This window comes from Saliniramus fredricksonii (assembly GCF_900094735.1).
In the GTDB taxonomy this organism is placed as follows: domain Bacteria; phylum Pseudomonadota; class Alphaproteobacteria; order Rhizobiales; family Beijerinckiaceae; genus Saliniramus; species Saliniramus fredricksonii.
Genome location: NZ_FMBM01000002.1, coordinates 601,193 through 618,632, shown reverse-complemented (window position 1 = coordinate 618,632; position 17,440 = coordinate 601,193). Strand labels below are relative to the sequence as shown.

21 protein-coding genes are annotated in these 17,440 nt (G+C 63.9%); 10 read left to right on the top strand and 11 right to left on the bottom strand.

Annotation, left to right across the window (positions count from 1 at the left end):
• Nucleotides 1–13: 13 nt before the first annotated feature.
• Both GA0071312_RS09545 and GA0071312_RS20320 read left to right on the top strand, forming a co-directional pair.
• Nucleotides 14–370 (top strand): c-type cytochrome, encoded by a 357-nt coding sequence (locus tag GA0071312_RS09545; protein ID WP_108721853.1) that lies wholly within the window; start codon nt 14–16, stop codon nt 368–370.
• A gap of 331 nt (nt 371–701) precedes the next feature.
• A complete protein-coding gene (locus GA0071312_RS20320) occupies nt 702–1,019 on the top strand; it encodes a septal ring lytic transglycosylase RlpA family protein (RefSeq protein WP_074446053.1) in 318 nt (105 codons plus the stop codon).
• Here the strand turns inward: GA0071312_RS20320 and GA0071312_RS09535 are convergent.
• Nucleotides 1,004–2,083 carry a Brp/Blh family beta-carotene 15,15'-dioxygenase gene (locus tag GA0071312_RS09535; protein ID WP_074444777.1) on the bottom strand — a complete coding sequence of 360 codons (1,080 nt, stop codon included), beginning with the start codon at nt 2,081–2,083 and terminating at the stop codon, nt 1,004–1,006. The two genes, GA0071312_RS20320 and GA0071312_RS09535, sit on opposite strands and share 16 nt — an antisense overlap.
• Nucleotides 2,084–2,576: 493 nt before the next feature.
• Between GA0071312_RS09535 and GA0071312_RS09530 the strand changes: the two genes are divergently transcribed.
• Complete coding sequence (locus GA0071312_RS09530) at nt 2,577–3,266, top strand: cold-shock protein (RefSeq protein ID WP_074444776.1); 690 nt, start codon at nt 2,577–2,579, stop codon at nt 3,264–3,266.
• A gap of 144 nt (nt 3,267–3,410) precedes the next feature.
• The gene (locus GA0071312_RS20480) at nt 3,411–3,536 is read left to right on the top strand and encodes a hypothetical protein (protein ID WP_275262028.1); all 126 of its coding nucleotides are present in this window, start codon (nt 3,411–3,413) and stop codon (nt 3,534–3,536) included.
• A 119-nt stretch (nt 3,537–3,655) separates the two neighbouring features.
• On the opposite strand, the gene GA0071312_RS09525 is transcribed toward GA0071312_RS20480, so the two are convergent.
• Both GA0071312_RS09525 and GA0071312_RS19950 read right to left on the bottom strand, forming a co-directional pair.
• Nucleotides 3,656–4,204 carry a disulfide bond formation protein B gene (locus GA0071312_RS09525; protein ID WP_074444775.1) on the bottom strand — a complete coding sequence of 183 codons (549 nt, stop codon included), beginning with the start codon at nt 4,202–4,204 and terminating at the stop codon, nt 3,656–3,658.
• A 12-nt stretch (nt 4,205–4,216) separates the two neighbouring features.
• On the bottom strand, nt 4,217–4,372 hold the full coding sequence (locus GA0071312_RS19950; protein WP_165603999.1) for a DUF5993 family protein: 156 nt from the start codon (nt 4,370–4,372) through the stop codon (nt 4,217–4,219).
• Nucleotides 4,373–4,539: 167 nt separating this feature from the next.
• On the opposite strand from GA0071312_RS19950, the gene GA0071312_RS09520 reads away from it, so the two are divergent.
• The 4 genes from GA0071312_RS09520 to GA0071312_RS09505 all read left to right on the top strand — a co-directional run bounded on the left by GA0071312_RS09520 (nt 4,540) and on the right by GA0071312_RS09505 (nt 7,880).
• Entirely contained in the window at nt 4,540–5,142 is a 603-nt protein-coding gene (locus GA0071312_RS09520) for a DNA polymerase ligase N-terminal domain-containing protein (RefSeq protein WP_074444774.1), read from the top strand.
• Nucleotides 5,139–6,146 (top strand): non-homologous end-joining DNA ligase, encoded by a 1,008-nt coding sequence (gene ligD, locus GA0071312_RS09515; protein WP_074444773.1) that lies wholly within the window; start codon nt 5,139–5,141, stop codon nt 6,144–6,146. The genes GA0071312_RS09520 and ligD (GA0071312_RS09515) overlap by 4 nt, the downstream gene beginning before the upstream one ends.
• The gene (gene ligD / locus GA0071312_RS09510) at nt 6,143–7,045 is read left to right on the top strand and encodes a non-homologous end-joining DNA ligase (RefSeq protein WP_074444772.1); all 903 of its coding nucleotides are present in this window, start codon (nt 6,143–6,145) and stop codon (nt 7,043–7,045) included. Before ligD (GA0071312_RS09515) ends, ligD (GA0071312_RS09510) begins: the two co-directional genes overlap by 4 nt.
• A gap of 148 nt (nt 7,046–7,193) precedes the next feature.
• Nucleotides 7,194–7,880, top strand: coding sequence for a hypothetical protein (locus GA0071312_RS09505; RefSeq protein ID WP_083204471.1), 687 nt, complete (start codon nt 7,194–7,196; stop codon nt 7,878–7,880).
• Between the two features lie 99 nt (nt 7,881–7,979).
• On the opposite strand, the gene GA0071312_RS09500 is transcribed toward GA0071312_RS09505, so the two are convergent.
• Complete coding sequence (locus tag GA0071312_RS09500; RefSeq protein WP_074444771.1) at nt 7,980–9,044, bottom strand: methyl-accepting chemotaxis protein; 1,065 nt, start codon at nt 9,042–9,044, stop codon at nt 7,980–7,982.
• Between the two features lie 219 nt (nt 9,045–9,263).
• Between GA0071312_RS09500 and GA0071312_RS09495 the strand changes: the two genes are divergently transcribed.
• Entirely contained in the window at nt 9,264–9,926 is a 663-nt protein-coding gene (locus tag GA0071312_RS09495) for a GNAT family N-acetyltransferase (RefSeq protein ID WP_074444770.1), read from the top strand.
• On the opposite strand, the gene fliJ is transcribed toward GA0071312_RS09495, so the two are convergent.
• Nucleotides 9,920–10,333 carry a flagellar export protein FliJ gene (gene fliJ / locus GA0071312_RS09490; protein WP_074444769.1) on the bottom strand — a complete coding sequence of 138 codons (414 nt, stop codon included), beginning with the start codon at nt 10,331–10,333 and terminating at the stop codon, nt 9,920–9,922. The two genes, GA0071312_RS09495 and fliJ, sit on opposite strands and share 7 nt — an antisense overlap.
• Before the next feature lie 29 nt (nt 10,334–10,362).
• Entirely contained in the window at nt 10,363–11,712 is a 1,350-nt protein-coding gene (fliI, locus tag GA0071312_RS09485) for a flagellar protein export ATPase FliI (RefSeq protein ID WP_074444768.1), read from the bottom strand.
• A 349-nt stretch (nt 11,713–12,061) separates the two neighbouring features.
• Here fliI and ctrA point away from each other — a divergent pair, with 349 nt between their 5' ends.
• Nucleotides 12,062–12,763: a response regulator transcription factor CtrA gene (ctrA, locus tag GA0071312_RS09480; RefSeq protein WP_074444767.1), complete on the top strand. Its 702-nt coding sequence runs from the start codon at nt 12,062–12,064 to the stop codon at nt 12,761–12,763.
• A gap of 113 nt (nt 12,764–12,876) precedes the next feature.
• Here the strand turns inward: ctrA and GA0071312_RS09475 are convergent, their stop codons facing one another.
• The 5 genes from GA0071312_RS09475 to GA0071312_RS09455 form a co-directional block, all read right to left on the bottom strand.
• The gene (locus GA0071312_RS09475; protein ID WP_074444766.1) at nt 12,877–13,650 is read right to left on the bottom strand and encodes an HpcH/HpaI aldolase family protein; all 774 of its coding nucleotides are present in this window, start codon (nt 13,648–13,650) and stop codon (nt 12,877–12,879) included.
• A gap of 38 nt (nt 13,651–13,688) precedes the next feature.
• Nucleotides 13,689–14,387: a fumarylacetoacetate hydrolase family protein gene (locus GA0071312_RS09470; protein ID WP_074444765.1), complete on the bottom strand. Its 699-nt coding sequence runs from the start codon at nt 14,385–14,387 to the stop codon at nt 13,689–13,691.
• 130 nt (nt 14,388–14,517) lie between these two features.
• A complete protein-coding gene (locus GA0071312_RS09465; RefSeq protein WP_165603998.1) occupies nt 14,518–15,684 on the bottom strand; it encodes a phosphatase PAP2 family protein in 1,167 nt (388 codons plus the stop codon).
• A 107-nt stretch (nt 15,685–15,791) separates the two neighbouring features.
• Nucleotides 15,792–16,538, bottom strand: coding sequence for an SDR family oxidoreductase (locus GA0071312_RS09460; protein ID WP_074446051.1), 747 nt, complete (start codon nt 16,536–16,538; stop codon nt 15,792–15,794).
• Between the two features lie 140 nt (nt 16,539–16,678).
• On the bottom strand, nt 16,679–17,440 hold the full coding sequence (locus tag GA0071312_RS09455) for a sulfite exporter TauE/SafE family protein (protein ID WP_074444763.1): 762 nt from the start codon (nt 17,438–17,440) through the stop codon (nt 16,679–16,681).

Sequence of the window (17,440 nt, the reverse complement as noted above, 5' to 3'; positions counted from 1 at the left end):
GCGAGACGATACGATGCAAATGGGACAATTCTTCCGCGCCTTCTTCGCCGTCGGCATCATCGGCGGCGCCTTCGTGGCCCTCGCGGAAGCCAAGAGCGGCTGGGCGCCCGATCCGCAGACGGGCCGAGCCCTGCTCACGGAGAACTGCGCGAGTTGCCATGCGGTCGACGCGACCGGCACCAGCCCCGTTCCCGAAGCCGTCGCCTTTCACGAGATCAGCGCGCGCTACCCGGTGAAGGCGCTGGAAGAGGCGTTGGCCGAGGGCATCATGGTCGGCCATGACGGCGTGCAGCAGATGCCGGAATTCCGCTTCAACGCGATTCAGATCGGCGATATCATCGCCTATCTCGAGAGCATTCAGGACGAGTGAGATCCCGTATCCTGTGGCGTCCCGGCAACAGGCACGGCGTTGCGAAGGCGTGCGGAGCGTTCCTGCCCCATTTCCGCCGCATCGCAGGCGGCTCCGTCGGATCAACACAACAGATCACGAGCCCGTCATGCCGCCGCTCTCCCACACGCCTCGCGCCCTTTCCCGTCTGATCCTGCGCAAGGCCACCATACCCGGCATCGCGCTGATGAGCATCGTGCTTGGCGCCTGCGTTCCGACCGACGGCGACAGCGTCGCCCTCGCGGGCGATGCAGAAATCGCACAGGCAGGCTCGGCGATCACCGGGCCCGGCCCCGAGGCGTCGACAAGGCTCATGCAATATGCCGGCCTCACCGAGCGCGATGATGCTCCGTTCCAGCAGGGCCGAGCCTCCTTCTATCGCCATGGCAGCCGCACGGCCAACGGCGAGCGTTTCGACCCCTCCGGCATGACGGCGGCGCATCCCTCCCTGCCCTTCGGCACGCGGGTTCGCGTGGTGCATCCCGCGAGCGGCAACGCGGTCGTGGTCCGGATCAATGATCGCGGCCCCTTCACGGGCGGGCGGGTGATCGATCTCGCCGAAGGCGCGGCACGCAAGCTCGGCATCATCCGTGCGGGCGTCGCGCCGGTTGCGCTCTATCGCCTCGATTGAGAACCTGCCTCGGCGCGCATCTCACGCAGGCCGGTGAAACCACGCAGGGCGAGGAACGTGAAGACGGCGTGCGGCACCGCGAAGGCGCTCACCAGCCAGATCGCGATGCGCAGACTGTAGGCGTGGGGCATCGCCGGATCGATGAAGAAGAAAATCATCAGGGCAAGCAGCGCAATCGTCATCGCGGTCGGCAGAATCGTCGCGCGCAGGACGCGCATCATTGCGCGCGATGGATTGCCGATGGCCGGGTTGCGCGCGGCGAAATCGAACAGATGGCGCGGGGCGTGTACGAGCCCGACATAAAGCACAAGGGCGATCAAAGGCGGAAGCATCGCGAAAGCGAGGACAATGACCGCCATCTCACAGACACGCACGACCGCGCGCATGCCATCACCATGCCCGGACAATGTCTGCCAGAGTGAGCGCAGGATCACCAGCGCCCACAGCCCCTGCCAGGCCAGCGCCACAGGCAGCGCCCAGTCATAGATCACCCGCGTGGCCATCGGCACGTCGAGGACGAGCCAGCCCGCGAAGGCCGTGACCTGCGGCAGGCTGAAGAGAACCGCGAGCGAAAAGGGGGCGAGACCGCGCGCGACGATTTCCGGGTAACGCCACAAGGAGCCCTCCTCGACATCGCCGAGCCCGTAATGCAGAGCGGCGAGCAGGATGAGGGCGGGAAGCAGGATCTGCGGCGCGATCATCCAGCCCGCAACGACACTGACGGCAAGAACGCCGTAGATCACCATGAAACCCAGCGGCCAGAGCCGGCCGAGTCGCGGCTGCAAGACGATCAGCGCCGCATATTGATCGAGCGCGGCATGCGGCAGCACGAGGAGCAGGAGCAGCGCCCCGGCCATGGCGAGCTGGAACAGGGCCGAGGCCGGCGCAAGAAACGGATAGAGGATGGCCGTGACGCCGATCACGGCGAGCGCAGCGACGGCATGGGCACGCCGCAGGGACGCGAACCACGCGCGATAGCCGTCAGGCGTCATGGCATCGTCATGCTGTTGCGCATGGGTCGTTGCCTGTAGCCTTCCATTCTCGACCCGCCTGCTGGAATCCATCGCCCTATACCCCGGCGTCCATCCACGCCACAATTTGCTCTGGTTCGCATGCCCGGACCGACTTGTCGACCCGCTCCGAGCGACGGCGCTTTCGCGGGAGCCCCATTCCCGTCATCGGCATGTGAAATCGTGAGGAGGGTTTGAAAGTCAAGAAATTTGGCCGGACAAACCGGTGCGATTTTTCGGATTTTTCAGAAGAATGTCACAATTTATTGCCGCATCTCGCCATAACCGCGCATTTGAGCGGCCCAAAATCAACAAACGCTTTACAAGGCAACGCAATTTCTGCAATGGTACCGAGCCGGTATGATGCCGGTTGTGGGTCAGCGGTCACAAGCGTTGATGAATGACATCGCCGTCGCTTTGGAGTTCGTCCAATAAGATCAGGTTGTCGGTTTTCAGACTGTCATGGGCATCCCGGAAACGGTTGTGTCCGTCAGGTGTGTCGGTGAACGCGACCCCGTTTTGAAGCAGCTCCAGAGCGAGAGAATACATGGGTCGAGGTCGAGATTTCCGCGAGACGAGCCGTAAGGGCTTCGATAATGATTTTGGTCAGGATCAGCCTGACTATTTCGAGCCGCGCGCGGAACGTGGTTCCTTCGGCAGTCAGCCGTCAATGTCCCGTCCGGTCGGCGGCGTCGAGATGGACGCGGTCGTGAAGTGGTTCAACCCGGAGAAGGGCTTCGGTTTCGTCGAGCTGGGCGACGGCTCGGGCGATGCCTTCCTGCATATCCGCGCCGTCCAGGCGGCGGGCTATGATGAATTTCTGCCCGGCACCAAGCTGGAAGTGCGGACCGCGCAGGGCCAGAAGGGCCCGCAGGTCACGGAGGTGCTCAGCGCCGATACCAGCACTGCGGAAGAACGCCCGCAGCGTCAGGGCTTCGGTGGCGCCGGCGGTCCCGGTGGCGGCTTCGGCGGCCAGCGCCGTCCCCCGCCGCGCCAGCAGGGCTTCGGCGGACCGCGCAGCACCGGCCCGGCGACGGAACTGTCCGGTACGGTGAAATGGTATAATCCGACCAAGGGCTTCGGCTTCATCATGGCCGAGGATGGGGGCAAGGACGTGTTCATCCACCGCTCCGTACTCATGCGCGCCAATCTGCCGGATCTGATCGAAGGCCAGCAGGTCCGTATGGGCGTGGTCGAAGGCCAGAAGGGCCGCGAAGCCGCAACGATCGAGATCTGAGATCACCTTGAAACCTGCGCGCCGTCGCGATGCGTGACGGCGCGCGCTTCTTGTCGGCGAAGTGCGAAACCCTGTATCAGCATCGTTTTGCAAAACCGCGATGAAACACGCGCTCGGCCTCCCCTCTCCATGGGGATTGAAATCATGCCCTTCATACAGGCCGTAAACCGTCCCGGCTCCCTCCGTGAATACGGGCAGCAGGCAAGCGGCGGCGACAAGCATCTCTTCGCCGTCGATGGCTGCGGCACGGCCCATGACGCCGGCGCCTGATCCCGATACACTCCCTCCCCGCTCATACCTCAAAGTGTTCACCATCTCTCCGGTCTGTGCCTGGAAACGGGAGAGGACCCGCGTGCAGCGCGCGCCAGGCCTGCGAACCGAGCGGGCAATCAGCCGGGAAGCCACTCATAGGCGACGGGGTTGTCCGGGCAGAGGCCGGTGCCGCATTCGAGCAGGGTCGAGGCGGCATTGCCGAGTGTCACCAGAGCGAAGACGGTGAGCGCGGCGAGGATCAGCGGGTTGCGCGCGCGCGCCCCGATAGTCGGCTCGAACTGCCGCTCGAAAAACAGCATCGCGGCTGCACCGAGAATGATCGCGCCGAAAATCAGCGCTGCCCAGCTGTAGAGATGCAGGCCAAGCACGGGATCGCCATAAGCGCCACTGCCGGGCACGATATGCAGCGCGACCTGGCGCAGCGATACGGCGCCGCCGGCGAGAGCGGCGAGGATCATCAGCCCGTAATGGCCGGGGCGCGGGCCGATCAGCAGGTTCAGCGCGAGGCCGAGCCCCACGGCGACGAAGCCGGCGCGTTGCAGGATGCAGAGCGGGCAAGGCAATTCGCGCGCGACGATCTGGGTGTAGAAGGCGGCAAGCAGGATCGCGGATATCGCGATCAGGGCGAGCGCGTTGAGCAGGCGGGAGGTCGCAGCATCGATCATCACAGCCACCGGTCAGAAGGACAGAGCGAGGCTGTCCGTCGCATGCAGGCGAAACAGCATCAGCGTGAGCGCGATCGCGGCGAGCCCGCTCCCCAGCGCCCAGCCACGCCGGCCATACCAGGCGAAGGCGAGACCGGCGAAGACGATGACGAACGGCAGAGCCATCATCGGATGATCCTTCTTGCGTCAGAGGGTGAATCAGCAAGCATGCGGTCTGCACCATCGCTTGCCGACCGCTCCCGGGGCAAGGCATTGGCGCCAAATCCGTGGAACGCAAATGCCTGATCCGGATTTGAATCGGTTAAGACAAACCGCGCCATGGAACGGAAGCGCTGATGACGATGCGATACGAAGAAAAACGTGACTTCTCGAAAACGACCGAGCCTGAAGCGGATCGGCAATCCGCCGATAATGCGCCGATCTTCGTCATTCAGAAGCACGACGCTTCCAGCCTGCACTATGATTTTCGCATCAATGTCGGCGGCGCGCTCAAGTCCTGGGCAATCCCGAAGGGCCCCTCCACCGATCCACGCGAGAAACGCCTGGCCCTGCGCACCGAGGACCATCCGCGCGACTATGCCGATTTCGAGGGTGTGATCCCGGAGGGTGAATACGGCGCCGGGACCGTTCTGGTCTGGGATCGCGGCACCTGGGAAAACATCACCCGCAAGGAAGACGGGATCGTTCCTGCCGAGAAGGCGCTCGAACAGGGACATCTGCTCATGCACCTGGAAGGCGAAAAGATCGCGGGCGGATACGCCCTGCAACGCACCGAGACCGGTGATGACGAGAAATGGCTGCTCGTGAAAATGGATGACGATGCCGCCGATGCCCGCCGCAATCCCGTCTCGACGCAACCGGAATCCGTCCTCAGCGGGCGCACGATCGCGCAGGTCAGGCGACAGGAAGGCGATGGCGACGCGGACGACGCGTCATGACGGAGTGGCGCGACAGGCTGTCGGCGCAGGAGCGGGAGCGCCTTGCGGACCAGCCGCATCCGGACTGGACCGCGCCGATGCTGGCCACGCTCACCGATGCGCGCTTTTGCGATCCCGACTGGCTCTTCGAGCGCAAGCTCGACGGCGAGCGCGCCCTGTGTTTTCGTGACGGTGACCGCATCCGGCTGCTCACCCGCAACCGCAAGGATATCGTTGAAACCTATCCCGAGATCATCGATGCGCTGGCCGGGCAGGCGTGCCGGGATTTCGTCATCGACGGCGAGATCGTCGCCTTCCGGAACGGGCGCACCAGCTTCTCGCGTCTGCAGCAGCGCATGGGGATCAGTGATCCGCAGGAGGCGCGCGACAGCGGTGTGGCGGTGTATTTCTATCTCTTCGACATCCTCCATCTCGATGGCTACAGCCTCGACGATCTGGCCTTGCGCACCCGCAAGAGCCTGCTCCGGCAGGTGCTGCGTTTCGAAGATCCGCTGCGCTACACCCCGCACCGCAATGGCGATGGCGAAGCCTTTTTCGACGAGGCCTGTTCGCGCGGCTGGGAAGGGCTGATCGCCAAGAATGCCGCTCGCGGCTATCGCCACAGCCGCTCCCGCGACTGGCTCAAGTTCAAATGCGACCGCCGTCAGGAACTCGTCATCGGGGGATTCACGGCGCCAAAGGGGACCCGCAAGGGATTCGGCGCATTGCTGGTCGGCTATTACGAAGGTGACAGCCTGCGCTATGCCGGCAAGGTCGGGACCGGCTTCAATGAGGCCTTCCTCACGGATTTCCGGCGGCAGCTCGACGGGCAGGTGCGCAAGACCGCGCCCTTTGATGACCCGGTCGACGAGGCTGACGCGACCTTCGTCACGCCCGATATCGTGGGTGAATTCGGTTTCACGGAATGGACGCAGGATGGCAAGCTGCGCCATCCACGCTTTCTCGGCCTGCGTCGTGACAAGGAGGTGGGAGATGTCGTGCGCGAAACTCCCGAGGGCTCATGAGTGACGAGGATATTCACATCGACGGGCGCGCGATCAGCCTCTCGAACCAAGACAAGACACTGTTCCCCAAAGACGGGATCAGCAAGGGTGATCTCGTCGACTATTATCGACGCATCGCCGAAATCGCGATTCCCCATTATCGCGGACGCCCGCTGACCATGCACCGCTTTCCCGACGGAATCGATGCGGATGGCTTCTTCCAGAAGGAAGCGCCCGACCATTTCCCCGACTGGATCGAACGGGCCACGCTCGACAAGGAAGGCGGCAGCCTCAGACAGGTGATCGCCAACGATGCCGCGTCGCTCGTCTATCTGGCCAATCAGGGCTGCATCACACCCCATCTCGGCCTCTCGACGATCGACGCGATCGACCGGCCCGACCGGCTGATCATCGATCTTGACCCGTCCGATGATGATTTCGGCAAGGTGCAGATGGCCGCACGCCAGCTGCGCCGGCTTCTTGACGATGCGCAGATCCCAGGCTTCGTCCAGACCACCGGTTCGAAAGGCCTGCATGTCGTGGTGCCGCTCGACCGATCAGCGCCATTCGACGCGGTCAGGGGTTGCGCCGACCGGCTCGCCGCGCATCTGGCAAAGGCCCATCAGGATGATCTCACCACCGAACAGCGCAAGGCGAAGCGCGGTGACCGGGTCTATCTCGATATCGGGCGCAACGCCTACGGCCAGACGGCGGTGGCGCCCTACGCCGTGCGCCCGCTTCCCGGCGCACCGATCGCCACGCCCCTCGGCTGGGACGAGGCGCTGGCCGGTGACATGCATCCGCAGCGCTACACGTTGAGCAACATCTTCCGCCGCCTCGGCGCGAAGGACGATCCCTGGGCGCGGATCAACGAGCATGCGACCCCCATCGATGCGCTGGAGAAGGCGCTCAATCAGTAGAAGCGCCGAGGAGGCAATCGTCCTCCGCTGCGAGGCCTGCGGGAACCATCATGCGCAGCTTCGTGCATCGGGCGATCGATTGCGCCGGAACGGCTTTCGCCTGCGGGCGTTGGTCTTCAGATTATGCAAATCGAGAGGCGCTTGCACCATGTCCGAGGCGAAAGCTGGTCAAAAATCGGAAACAACGCGCTCCCGGAAGGAGATCATCGAGGCGCTGATGCAGCGGCACGGGCAGACCTTCTGTGACAAACTCTCCATTCCCATCGAACAGGGCACACCTTCGCCGCTGTTTCGATGGCTGGTGGCATCGATCCTGTTCAGCGCGCGCATCAACGCCGATATCGCCTGCGCCGCCGCCCGCGCGCTCAGCGAAGCCGGGTGGCGCACGGCACAAGCCATGGCGGAGAGCACGTGGGAAGAGCGCACCGAGGTGCTGAACCGGGCCGGCTACGCCCGCTATGACGAGAGCACATCGCGCATGCTCGGCGAAAGCGCGCAGATGCTGCTGGAGCAATACAAGGGTGATCTGCGCATCCTGCGCGAGACAGCCGGCGCCGAGCCGCAGGCGGAGCGCAAGCGCCTCAAGGCGTTCAAGGGGCTCGGCGATGTCGGGGTCGACATCTTCTTCCGCGAGGTGCAAACGATCTGGGACGAGCTCTATCCGTTTCTCGACGAGCGTGCCCTCGACGCTGCCGACCAGCTCGGCCTGCCCCGTGATGCCCGGGCACTTGCCGGCCTGGTCCCGCGCGAAGACTTCCCCCGTTTCGCCACTGCGCTCGCACAGGCGGCGCGCCGGCATGATATCGACGCGATACGCGGCGAGGAACCTGCGTGATCAAGGCTGACAAGCAACATGTCGCAACGTGCTGATCTGCCCCCCGCTGGTTCACAGGCGAAGAACTGCCCCTTTGAAGCGCGAACCGTTCACCGCATGTCAGTCAGGGCGGCGCTTGATGACGCCGTACCAGCCAAGCCCCGCATAGGTCTCGTAACCGGGCGTGGCGTGAAAGGCGACCGTGGTGCCGTCCGCTTCGCGATAATGCCCTGAGCGCTGGTTGGCGGTGCGCAGGTTGACCCGCTCGCTCAGAATTCCCTCACCGTCCGATGCGGCGATGATGCGGTGGTCGGAATCGACCAGCAGGACGCGCGTGATCTCACGCTCGTCTGGGGCGATGCGCACCCCGTCGACGATGGCGCGCGCCTGCGGCTCCCAGTCGAAATGGATGGCGAGGACACCAAGCGGGCGGCCATGCGCCTCGCCGTTTTCGCGCACGCTGGCGCAATAGGTGAGCACCTGCCCGTTATCCAGCTCTTTCTGACGCCCGACACTGCCGACCGCGTAATCATCCCCGGAGGCGAGACCGGCAGCGCTGGCGAACCAGGGTTCATGCCCCACATTCCGCCCGATCACGCCGTAACGCTCGGGTCTTGCATTGGCGATGACATTACCTTCGAGATCACACAGCCATAGATCAAGATAGACCGTATAGGCGCCGAGGATCACGCCCAGCCGGCGACAGGCATAGGCGACAGCCTCCTCGTCGGGTTCGCGCGCACAATCGACCACCGCTGAATCCGTCGCCCACCAGCGCACGTCGCAGGTGCGCTCGAAGAGATTGCGATCGATCAGTTCGATGGCGTTGAGCGACAGATCCACCAGCCGCTCGCCCTGGGCCTGATCAGCGAGGGATTCGACCTGATTCTGCAGCTCAAGGATGCGCTGCGTCAGATGCGCTTCGAGTTCCTTGGCCACGCCCTCGATTTCGCTGCCGACCGTGCGGACCTCCTGTGCGACGACGGAAAAGCCACGCCCGTATTCGCCGGCCCGCGTCGCCTCGATCATGGCATTCAGCGCGAGAATGCGCATCTGCCCCGTCACCTGCTGAATCCGCCGCGTCTTCTCCGCTGCGAGCCCGCGCACCTCACCGGTGACACGCGCGATATCGTTCAGGCTGGTCGCCTGTTGTTCCTCGCCCTGCTTCGTCGCTACCGCTGCCATATCTCGCCCCGTGACATCGCCGTTTGAATTGTATCTTCACTACTCATCACTATTTATGATGGCGGTTAATATCGCGTTGAAACAAATGGCCAAGCTTGACGTTAATTTATGCATTCATGAATTTATTTTAAGCATTTCATCCACACCTGCCGGATCGGGCACACCGCGCGGGGCCTGTCGCGGCTTTGCCTGCGCGCATGATTCTGCTATCGCTGCGGCATGTCGGATGAACACAGCCACCCTGATGCCATTCTCCCCTGTCGGCTCGACGGGTATACGGATCTGCCACCCGGCAAACTTGCCACGCTGGTCACCTATCTCGCCATGACCGCGCCGCCGGACCGGATGCCCGCCGAGGCGCCGGCGGGTATCGCGATCCACCCCTATACGCCCGCGCCCGACGCCTATCGGGCGCTGTTTCGTGCAATCGGTGAGAACTGGCTGTGGGTCGGCCGCCTGCGCCTCGATGATGCGGCGCTCGATGCGTTGCTGGCCGATCCCGGATTCGAGCGCTTCGCGCTTTTTGCGGATGGTCGCCCGGCGGGCCTGCTGGAACTCGATTTTCGCGGTGATGATACCTGCGAGCTGGCCTATTTCGGACTTGTCCCCGATGCCGTCGGCAAGGGCAACGGGCGTTTCCTGATGGATTTCGCCATCCTGCGGGCCTTCGCGCGACCGATCTCACGCTTCTTCGTGCATACCTGCCATTTCGATCATCCGGGCGCACTCGCCTTTTACCGCCGCTGCGGCTTCACGCCCTACAAGCTCGCGATCGAAATCATGGATGACCCGCGCCATGACGGGTTGCTGCCGCAGGGGGCGGCGGCGCATGTGCCGTTCATCCCCCTGCCGGGCAGTGTTGGCGATCACGGCGATCAGTAGCCGCGCACGGCCCGGGACAGGCCGAGCTGATCCATCTGCGCCTGTTCGCGCGCACCCGCAGCGCTGCGCTCGGCGCCCTTCTCGCGGTCATCGAGGATCTCGACCTTCTTGAGCTCCTCGAAAGCCTCGGCGAGCTCGCCCTTGGCATCGTCGAGTTCGCCCTTGAGGTTGGCCGCCGATTGCAGAAGGTTCTCGCGCCGCTGCGCGGCCGCCTTCGCATAGGTGGGATAGGCGAAATGCGCGGTATCGGTAATCCCGGCCTTCTGCTCCTCCGATGCGATCTCGGCCTGCAGATCTGCCGCCATACGCTCGAAGTCTGCGATCATCATCTCGATCTGCGCCACGCGCCGGCGCTTTTCGTCAACCTGAAAACGCTTCAGGCGAATGAGCGTGTCACGCGATTTCATCGTCCTTCAACTCCAACCCAGACCACACATCACGTCTGCGGCGCGGACAGGATCTGCGCCAACCGCCGGTAACCATGACGGATGGAAGTTGACTCTTCCTTACCCTGACCGAGGAAGCTCTCCAATTCCGGGTTCAGGCGTATCGCCTCGTCCACTTCGGGCGAGGATCCGGGCCGGTAGGCGCCGAGCCGGATCAGCTCTTCCATGTCGGAATAAGTGGCGAGCACCTGTCGCGCGCGCTGCACAACGGGCCAGAATTCCGGATCGCAGGATTTGGGCATGGTGCGCGAGACCGATTTGAGCACGTTGATGGCGGGATAGCGCCCGCGTTCGGCAATGGTACGCTCCATCACGATATGGCCGTCGAGAATGCCGCGGACCGCATCGGCGACGGGCTCGTTGTGATCGTCGCCCTCGACCAGAACCGTGAAAAGGCCCGTGATCGTCCCATCCCCGGTTCCCGGCCCGGCGCGCTCCAGCAGACGCGGCAGTTCGGAGAAGACGGTCGGCGTATAACCCTTGGCCGTGGGCGGCTCACCGCCAGCGAGGCCGATATCGCGCTGGGCCATGGCGAAACGGGTGATGGAATCGATCATGCACAGCACGGACTTGCCCTGGTCGCGGAAATATTCCGCGAGCGTCAGGGTCAGGTAAGCCGCGTTACGGCGCATCAGGGCCGGTTCATCGGATGTGGCGACGACCACGACGGAACGCGCGAGTCCTTCGGCGCCGAGATCGTCCTGAAGGAATTCCTGCACCTCTCGGCCGCGCTCACCGACGAGTCCGATCACCGCGACATCGGCTGCAGTATAGCGCGCCAGCATCGACAGGAGGACGGATTTGCCCACACCCGATCCCGCGAAAATGCCCATGCGCTGCCCCGCGCAGCAGGTGGCGAAGGTATTGAGGGCGCGCACACCGAGATCGAGGGGACCCCCCACGCGCCGGCGCGCATGAGCCGGCGGCGGCTCAGCGCGAAACGGATAGGCGAGGCCGCCTTCCTGCAAGGGCGGGCCGCCATCCACCGGGCGCCCGAGCGCATCGACCACCCGGCCCAGCCAGGCCGGGTCGGGGCGAACCGAGCCGGCAGCGCGCCGCACATGCGCCGCGCAACCCCTTCTGACACCGTCGAGATTGCCAAACGGCATGGCGAGCGCGCGGTCCCCCTCGAAGCCGATCACCTCGCAGGGAACATTCGCGCCGCCATCAATGTCGATCTCGATACGCCCGCCCAGCCGCATCGCGCCGACAGGGCCGGCGATCTCGATCAGCAGGCCGCGCACTGCGACGACGCGACCGTAAACGTCGATATCGTCGATATCGTCGAGTGCGCGGCGGGCCGCCGCAAATTTGCCGTCGCTGCGCAATGATTCTTTCACGGATGCTAACCTTTCGTTTACTCGCTTCGTTAAGACTGCTGAAGCCGAGATTAACGGGCCGTGGTTCGTTAGCTCGGGGCGAAAGCGAGTCTGGTGAATCGCTTAGCTGGTTTTCTTCATGCGGAACGTTAAGCTTTCGGAGGACAAAAACTGTCGGTGAGTCAAGATATTATACCGATTCGCTCGCAATCGGCATTTATCTGCTTGCACACCGGAATCAGGTTTTGTTAACCATTGAGGCATAGCGTTGCGAATCGGACGGAAAGGGGCGCTCACCACGGAGTCACCGTGGTGAACGGGTGAGGACGCTTTGCCCGAACACGCTCGAGCCATGCTGGGGATCTGAAACATGCGCGTACTTCTCATCGAGGACGACGGCGCAACGGCGCAAAGCATCGAACTGATGTTGAAATCCGAGGATTTCAACGTCTACACCACCGATCTCGGCGAAGAGGGCGTCGATCTCGGCAAGCTCTACGATTACGACATCATCCTCCTCGACCTCAATCTTCCCGACATGTCGGGTTACGAGGTTCTGCGCACGTTGCGTGTTGCCAAGATCAAGACACCCATCCTGATCCTTTCCGGCATGGCCGGCATCGAGGACAAGGTGCGCGGTCTTGGTTTCGGCGCCGACGACTACCTGACAAAGCCCTTCCACAAGGACGAACTGGTCGCCCGCATCCATGCGATTGTCCGCCGTTCCAAGGGTCACGCCCAGTCGGTGATTACCACCGGCGATCTCGTCGTCAATCTCGACACCAAGACCGTCGAAGTCGGCGGCGCCCGGGTGCATCTCACGGGCAAGGAATATCAGATGCTGGAGCTGCTTTCCCTGCGCAAGGGGACGACGCTGACCAAGGAAATGTTCCTCAACCATCTCTATGGCGGCATGGACGAGCCCGAGCTGAAGATCATCGACGTCTTCATCTGCAAGCTGCGCAAGAAGCTGGCCAACGCCTCACAGGGCAAGAACTATATCGAGACGGTCTGGGGTCGCGGCTATGTCCTGCGCGAGCCCAACGAAAACGAGGAGCGCGTCGCCAGCTGACGCGTTTCATCCTGATCGACCACGAGCGATGAGCCTCCCCTGCGGGAGGCTTTTTCGTTGATGGCAGCAACGCGCGACCGACGGGCCCGGCGCTGATGCGGCCCGCCCCGCCCTCACCCGCCGCGCGCCGTACCGATCCAGGCCTGTGCGCCGGCGCGCAGGAGGTTCACGTCCGAGCCAAGCGCAACGATGTCGAAGCCGCGTTGCATCAAGGCAGCCGCGCGCTCCGGCGTCGCCGCATAGACGGCGGCAGCCTTGCCGGCCTCGCGCGCCCGCGCCACCGCATGATCGAGCGCGGTTTCGACTTCCCGCGACTGCGCATCCACCCCACGCCCATCCGACAGGGCGATGGAGAGATCGGCCGGGCCGATGAACACGCCGTCGATGCCGGACGTGGCGAGGATTTCGTCGATGATCGCAAGCGATTCCCGCGTCTCCACCATGGCGAGCGCAATCGAGAAAGCATTGGCCTGTGCGAAATAGGCATCGGGCGCGAGACCCGACAGAGCCAGCGCGGCATGCGGCCCCCAGCTGCGCTCACCCTTCGGCGGAAATTTCATCGCCCTGGCGAAGCGCTGCGCATCGTCGAGCGTGTTGATCATCGGTGCGATCACGCCGCAGGCGCCGGCATCGAGCAGGCGCGAGGCGGTGGCGAAATCACCGACCGGGATACGCGCAAGCATCGGCTTGCCGGTGGCGGCGATGAGCGGCAGCGCCCGCAGGGTCTGCGCGAAATCAACGGCCCCGTGTTGCATGTCGAGGGTGACGAGGTCGAAATCCTCCTTCGCCAGCAGGGCCGGTATCGCGGGCTCCGGAATGCCGCACCAGGCGCTCAGGAGCGGTTTGCCGGAATCGAGGCCTTCGCGCAATGCAGTGACCGGGGACATGGGTGTTTCCTTCCGCTGAAAGCTGTGTTGGGCGCTGGTCAGACGACGCGCAGGGCGATGCTGCCCAGCCCGTCGATCGAGGCCGTCATGGTTTCGCCGCGCGCCACGGCACCGACGCCGGCGGGCGTGCCGGAGAAGATGACGTCGCCGGGCATCACCTCGAAATAGCGCGACAGATAGGCGATCTGCTCGGCCACCGACCAGATCATCTCGGCGAGATCCGCATCCTGGCGCGTGGAACCGTCGACCGCCAGCGCGATGGAACCTCGCGCCGGGTGGCCGACCTGCGAGACCGGGTGCAGCGGGCCGACCGGCCCGGAATTGTCGCCGCCCTTGCCGAGTTCCCACGGCCTGCGCATCTGCTTGGCTTCGTCCTGAAGATCGCGGCGGGTCATGTCGATACCGACCGCATAGCCATAGACACAGTCGAGCGCCTGAGCGACGGGAATGTCTCGCCCGCCGGATTTCAGCGCCACCACCATCTCGATCTCGAAATGATAGTTTTGCGTGCCCGGCGGATAGGGATGTTCGGCGAGGTGCCCATCGGGGACGGGTTGGAGCGCATCCGCTGGCTTCATGAAGAAGAAAGGTGGCTCACGCGCGGGATCACCGCCCATTTCGATCCCGTGCGCAGCATAATTGCGACCGACACAATACACCCGGCGCACCGGGAACAACGCATCGGTACCGGCGATCGGCAAAGCCGGGCGTTCGGCGGGCGGAAAAACGAAACTCATGGGGCACTCCCTGCATGCGCGCACTGGCCGGCGCAATCTCCTGCAAGCTGTAGCTGGCAGATCTCGGTGCGAGAAGAGCGCCAGCGGCGAAAACCACGATGCGGATTCGCACAGTTCCGCCTGGCAAATCTCACTTGTGCGCAGTGCGTGGCGCGACAGCGGCGTCAGCATCCGCGCGAGCCAGCGCACCACGAGGCGGCATCACGGACCGGGGCGGGGCAAAGCTGCGCGCGATACGCATGCCGCGCAGATTGAACTCTGCGATGCGCCCGGCGAAAGCCCATATGGCCGGAACCGCAGCAAGCGAGATATAGCCATCGATCGCATAGTGCCAGCCCAGATGGACGGTCGCGACCATGGTCACGATCAGGAACAGCGTCGCCGCGATCCCCAGCCAGGGCGATACCCGCCAGGCAAGCAGCATGATCAGCGTCGAAATCGCCACATGTATGCTTGGCGTCGCCGAAATCCCGCCGCCGGGACGCAGATTACCCGCCTCGAACTGCTCCCAGAGCAGGTCCTGCATGTCGAGAGCGCGCACGCGATAGATTTCGTCGGCCTGCTGGAGGTATGCCATAAGCGGCGCATAGGGGTTATCGCGATACGGATACAATAATCCATAGAAACACGGACCGCCCGCAGGAAGGATCAGCGCCGCAAAGGTCCCGAGCACGGCCCAGATCAGGATGAATGCGATCAGGAACTGGTTGCGCAGAGCCGGACGTTCAGTCCACAGCGTCACCGCAAGCACAGTGAAAGCCATGATCGGGAACCACGCTTCGTAGAGCAGCGATACCGTTGCCGTAACGATCGGATAGCCGAAAACCGGATGCAGGATCCGCCAGGCAGAAACGCCTCCATGCAGGAAACGGTCGATCTCCATGAAGACGTGATCGAGCGCATAAGGATTGATCGTGCCGATCGAGGCCTTGAGCGAGGTGAAGGCGGAAACGAAAAACGGCAGCGCAAGAAACACCGGCGCTGCGATAGCGAGACGCCTCCACAACAGAAGGCGCCCGCGCCGATCCTCCCCTGGCGAAAGGAACGGAATACTCGTCAGCAATCCGTCCCGCCGCTTGTTGGCGAGGTAGGCGATCAGGAAGACAAAGACCGCGCCGCCGATCCACATGATGTTGTAGACGCCGAGCGAGAAGCGCGTCTCGTGAAAGAAGCTCACGACAAAGGCCTGCGCGACGTAGATCGCCACGAAGAACAGAAACATCGCATTGGCTTCGAGCGCGCGCAAAGCCAGCAGACGCAACTGCTTCAGTCGATTATCCCCTTTGACCGACCCCACACTCATCTCCGACCGCCGCAAACGCGAAAAACCGATGCCACCAATCGCTCACATCGTCTCATGACGCTGCAACCCCTGACAAGCGCGGCGGTTCCGATTTTCCGCTGTCAGGCGCTCCAGCCACCATCGACCATATGGACCGCGCCGGTGGTGAAGGCGGCTTCGTCGCTTGCGAGATAGAGCGCGAGCCAGGCCACCTCCTGCGCCGTGCCGAGCCGTCCCATGATCTGGCGGGCCACGAACTGCGCCCGCGCCTCATCCTCGGAGACGCCCTGCATGCGTGCGAGATCGACGATGCGCTGCTCCAGCGAGGGGGATTCAATCGTGCCCGGACAGATCGCGTTGCAGCGCACGCCCTCACGCACGAAATCGACGGCGACGGATTTGGTCAGGCCGATCAGGGCCGCCTTGGTCGCGCCATAGACGTAACGGTTTGGCGCGCCCTTCACCGAGGAGGCGGCGGAGGCGATGTTGATGATCGAACCGCCGCCGCGCGCCCGCATGCCGGGCAGGAAGGCCCGGATCGCGCGATGGGCGGATTTGACATTGATGTCGAAGGAGAAATCCCAGGCCGCGTCATCGCAATCGAGCGCGGTGCCGTGCGCGACATAGCCGGCGCAATTCACCAGAATGTCGACACCGCCGATCTTCTCGCCATAGGCGGCGATCGCCGCGCCGTCAGTCATGTCGAGGGCATGGGCGCTGGCGCAGGTCAGCCCTTCGAGCTTGCCCGCATCGAGATCGCTGGCATGCACCTGTGCACCCTGCGCGATGAAGCTCTCCGCGATCGCGCGCCCGATCCCCTGCCCCGCCGCCGTGACCACGGCGATCTTTCCTGCGAGCCGCCCCGTCATTCCGTTTCTCCCCTGATGCGCGGCACTGACGACGCGCCGCATCTTTGGCATGAACATGGAATGCCGGACCGGGCTTTGGCAATGCCCGCGATACGCGCATCGGATCGCGTAAAGCCGCATGCCCCGTCCGATCGGTCATCTCAGCCGAGCATCCCGCCGAGCCCGTCATGGATCAGTTTGCCGCCGACGCCGAGCAGCAGGATGTAGATCAGCGTGTAGAAGCGCGCGCTGTCGATACGCCGGATCAGCCAGATCCCGGCGATCGTTGCAGCGATGGCGAGGGGAAACAGCGCCAGCGAGGTGGCGAGGTTCTCGGGCGAGAACTGCCCCAGCATGAAGAAGGGCGCCACCTTCACCACGTTCAGGATCGCGAAGAAGATCGCGCCGGTCCCCACCACGATCTCGCGGTGCAGGCGCTGCGGCAGGACGTAGACCTGGAAAGGCGGCCCGCCCGCATGCGCGACCATGGAGGTAAAGCCGGAGAGCACACCGAACACCGCACCGCCAATCGGCCCCGCGACACTCGCCGCCGGCAGGGTTGCGCGGCGCTCCAGCACGAGGCGGCGCATGGCAAAGCTTACCGAGACGACACCGATGGTCAGCGCCACGGCATCTTCGGAAACGTAAGCGGCGAGGAAATAGCCGGCGGCGATCCCCAGAAGCGCACCCGGCAAGAGCCGCTGAATGTTGGTTTTGTCCCAGGAATGGCGATAGGACCAGACCGTGACGACATCCTGCACCATCAGGATGGGCAGCATGATCGCGAGCGCCTGCACGGGCGAAATCGTCAGCGCCATCAGCGGCAAGGCCAGCAGGCCGAGGCCTGCGAAGCCGCCCTTGGCAAAACCGACGAGGATGACCGCCGGAATCGCGGCGAGATAGAAGGCGGGGTCTGAAATCAT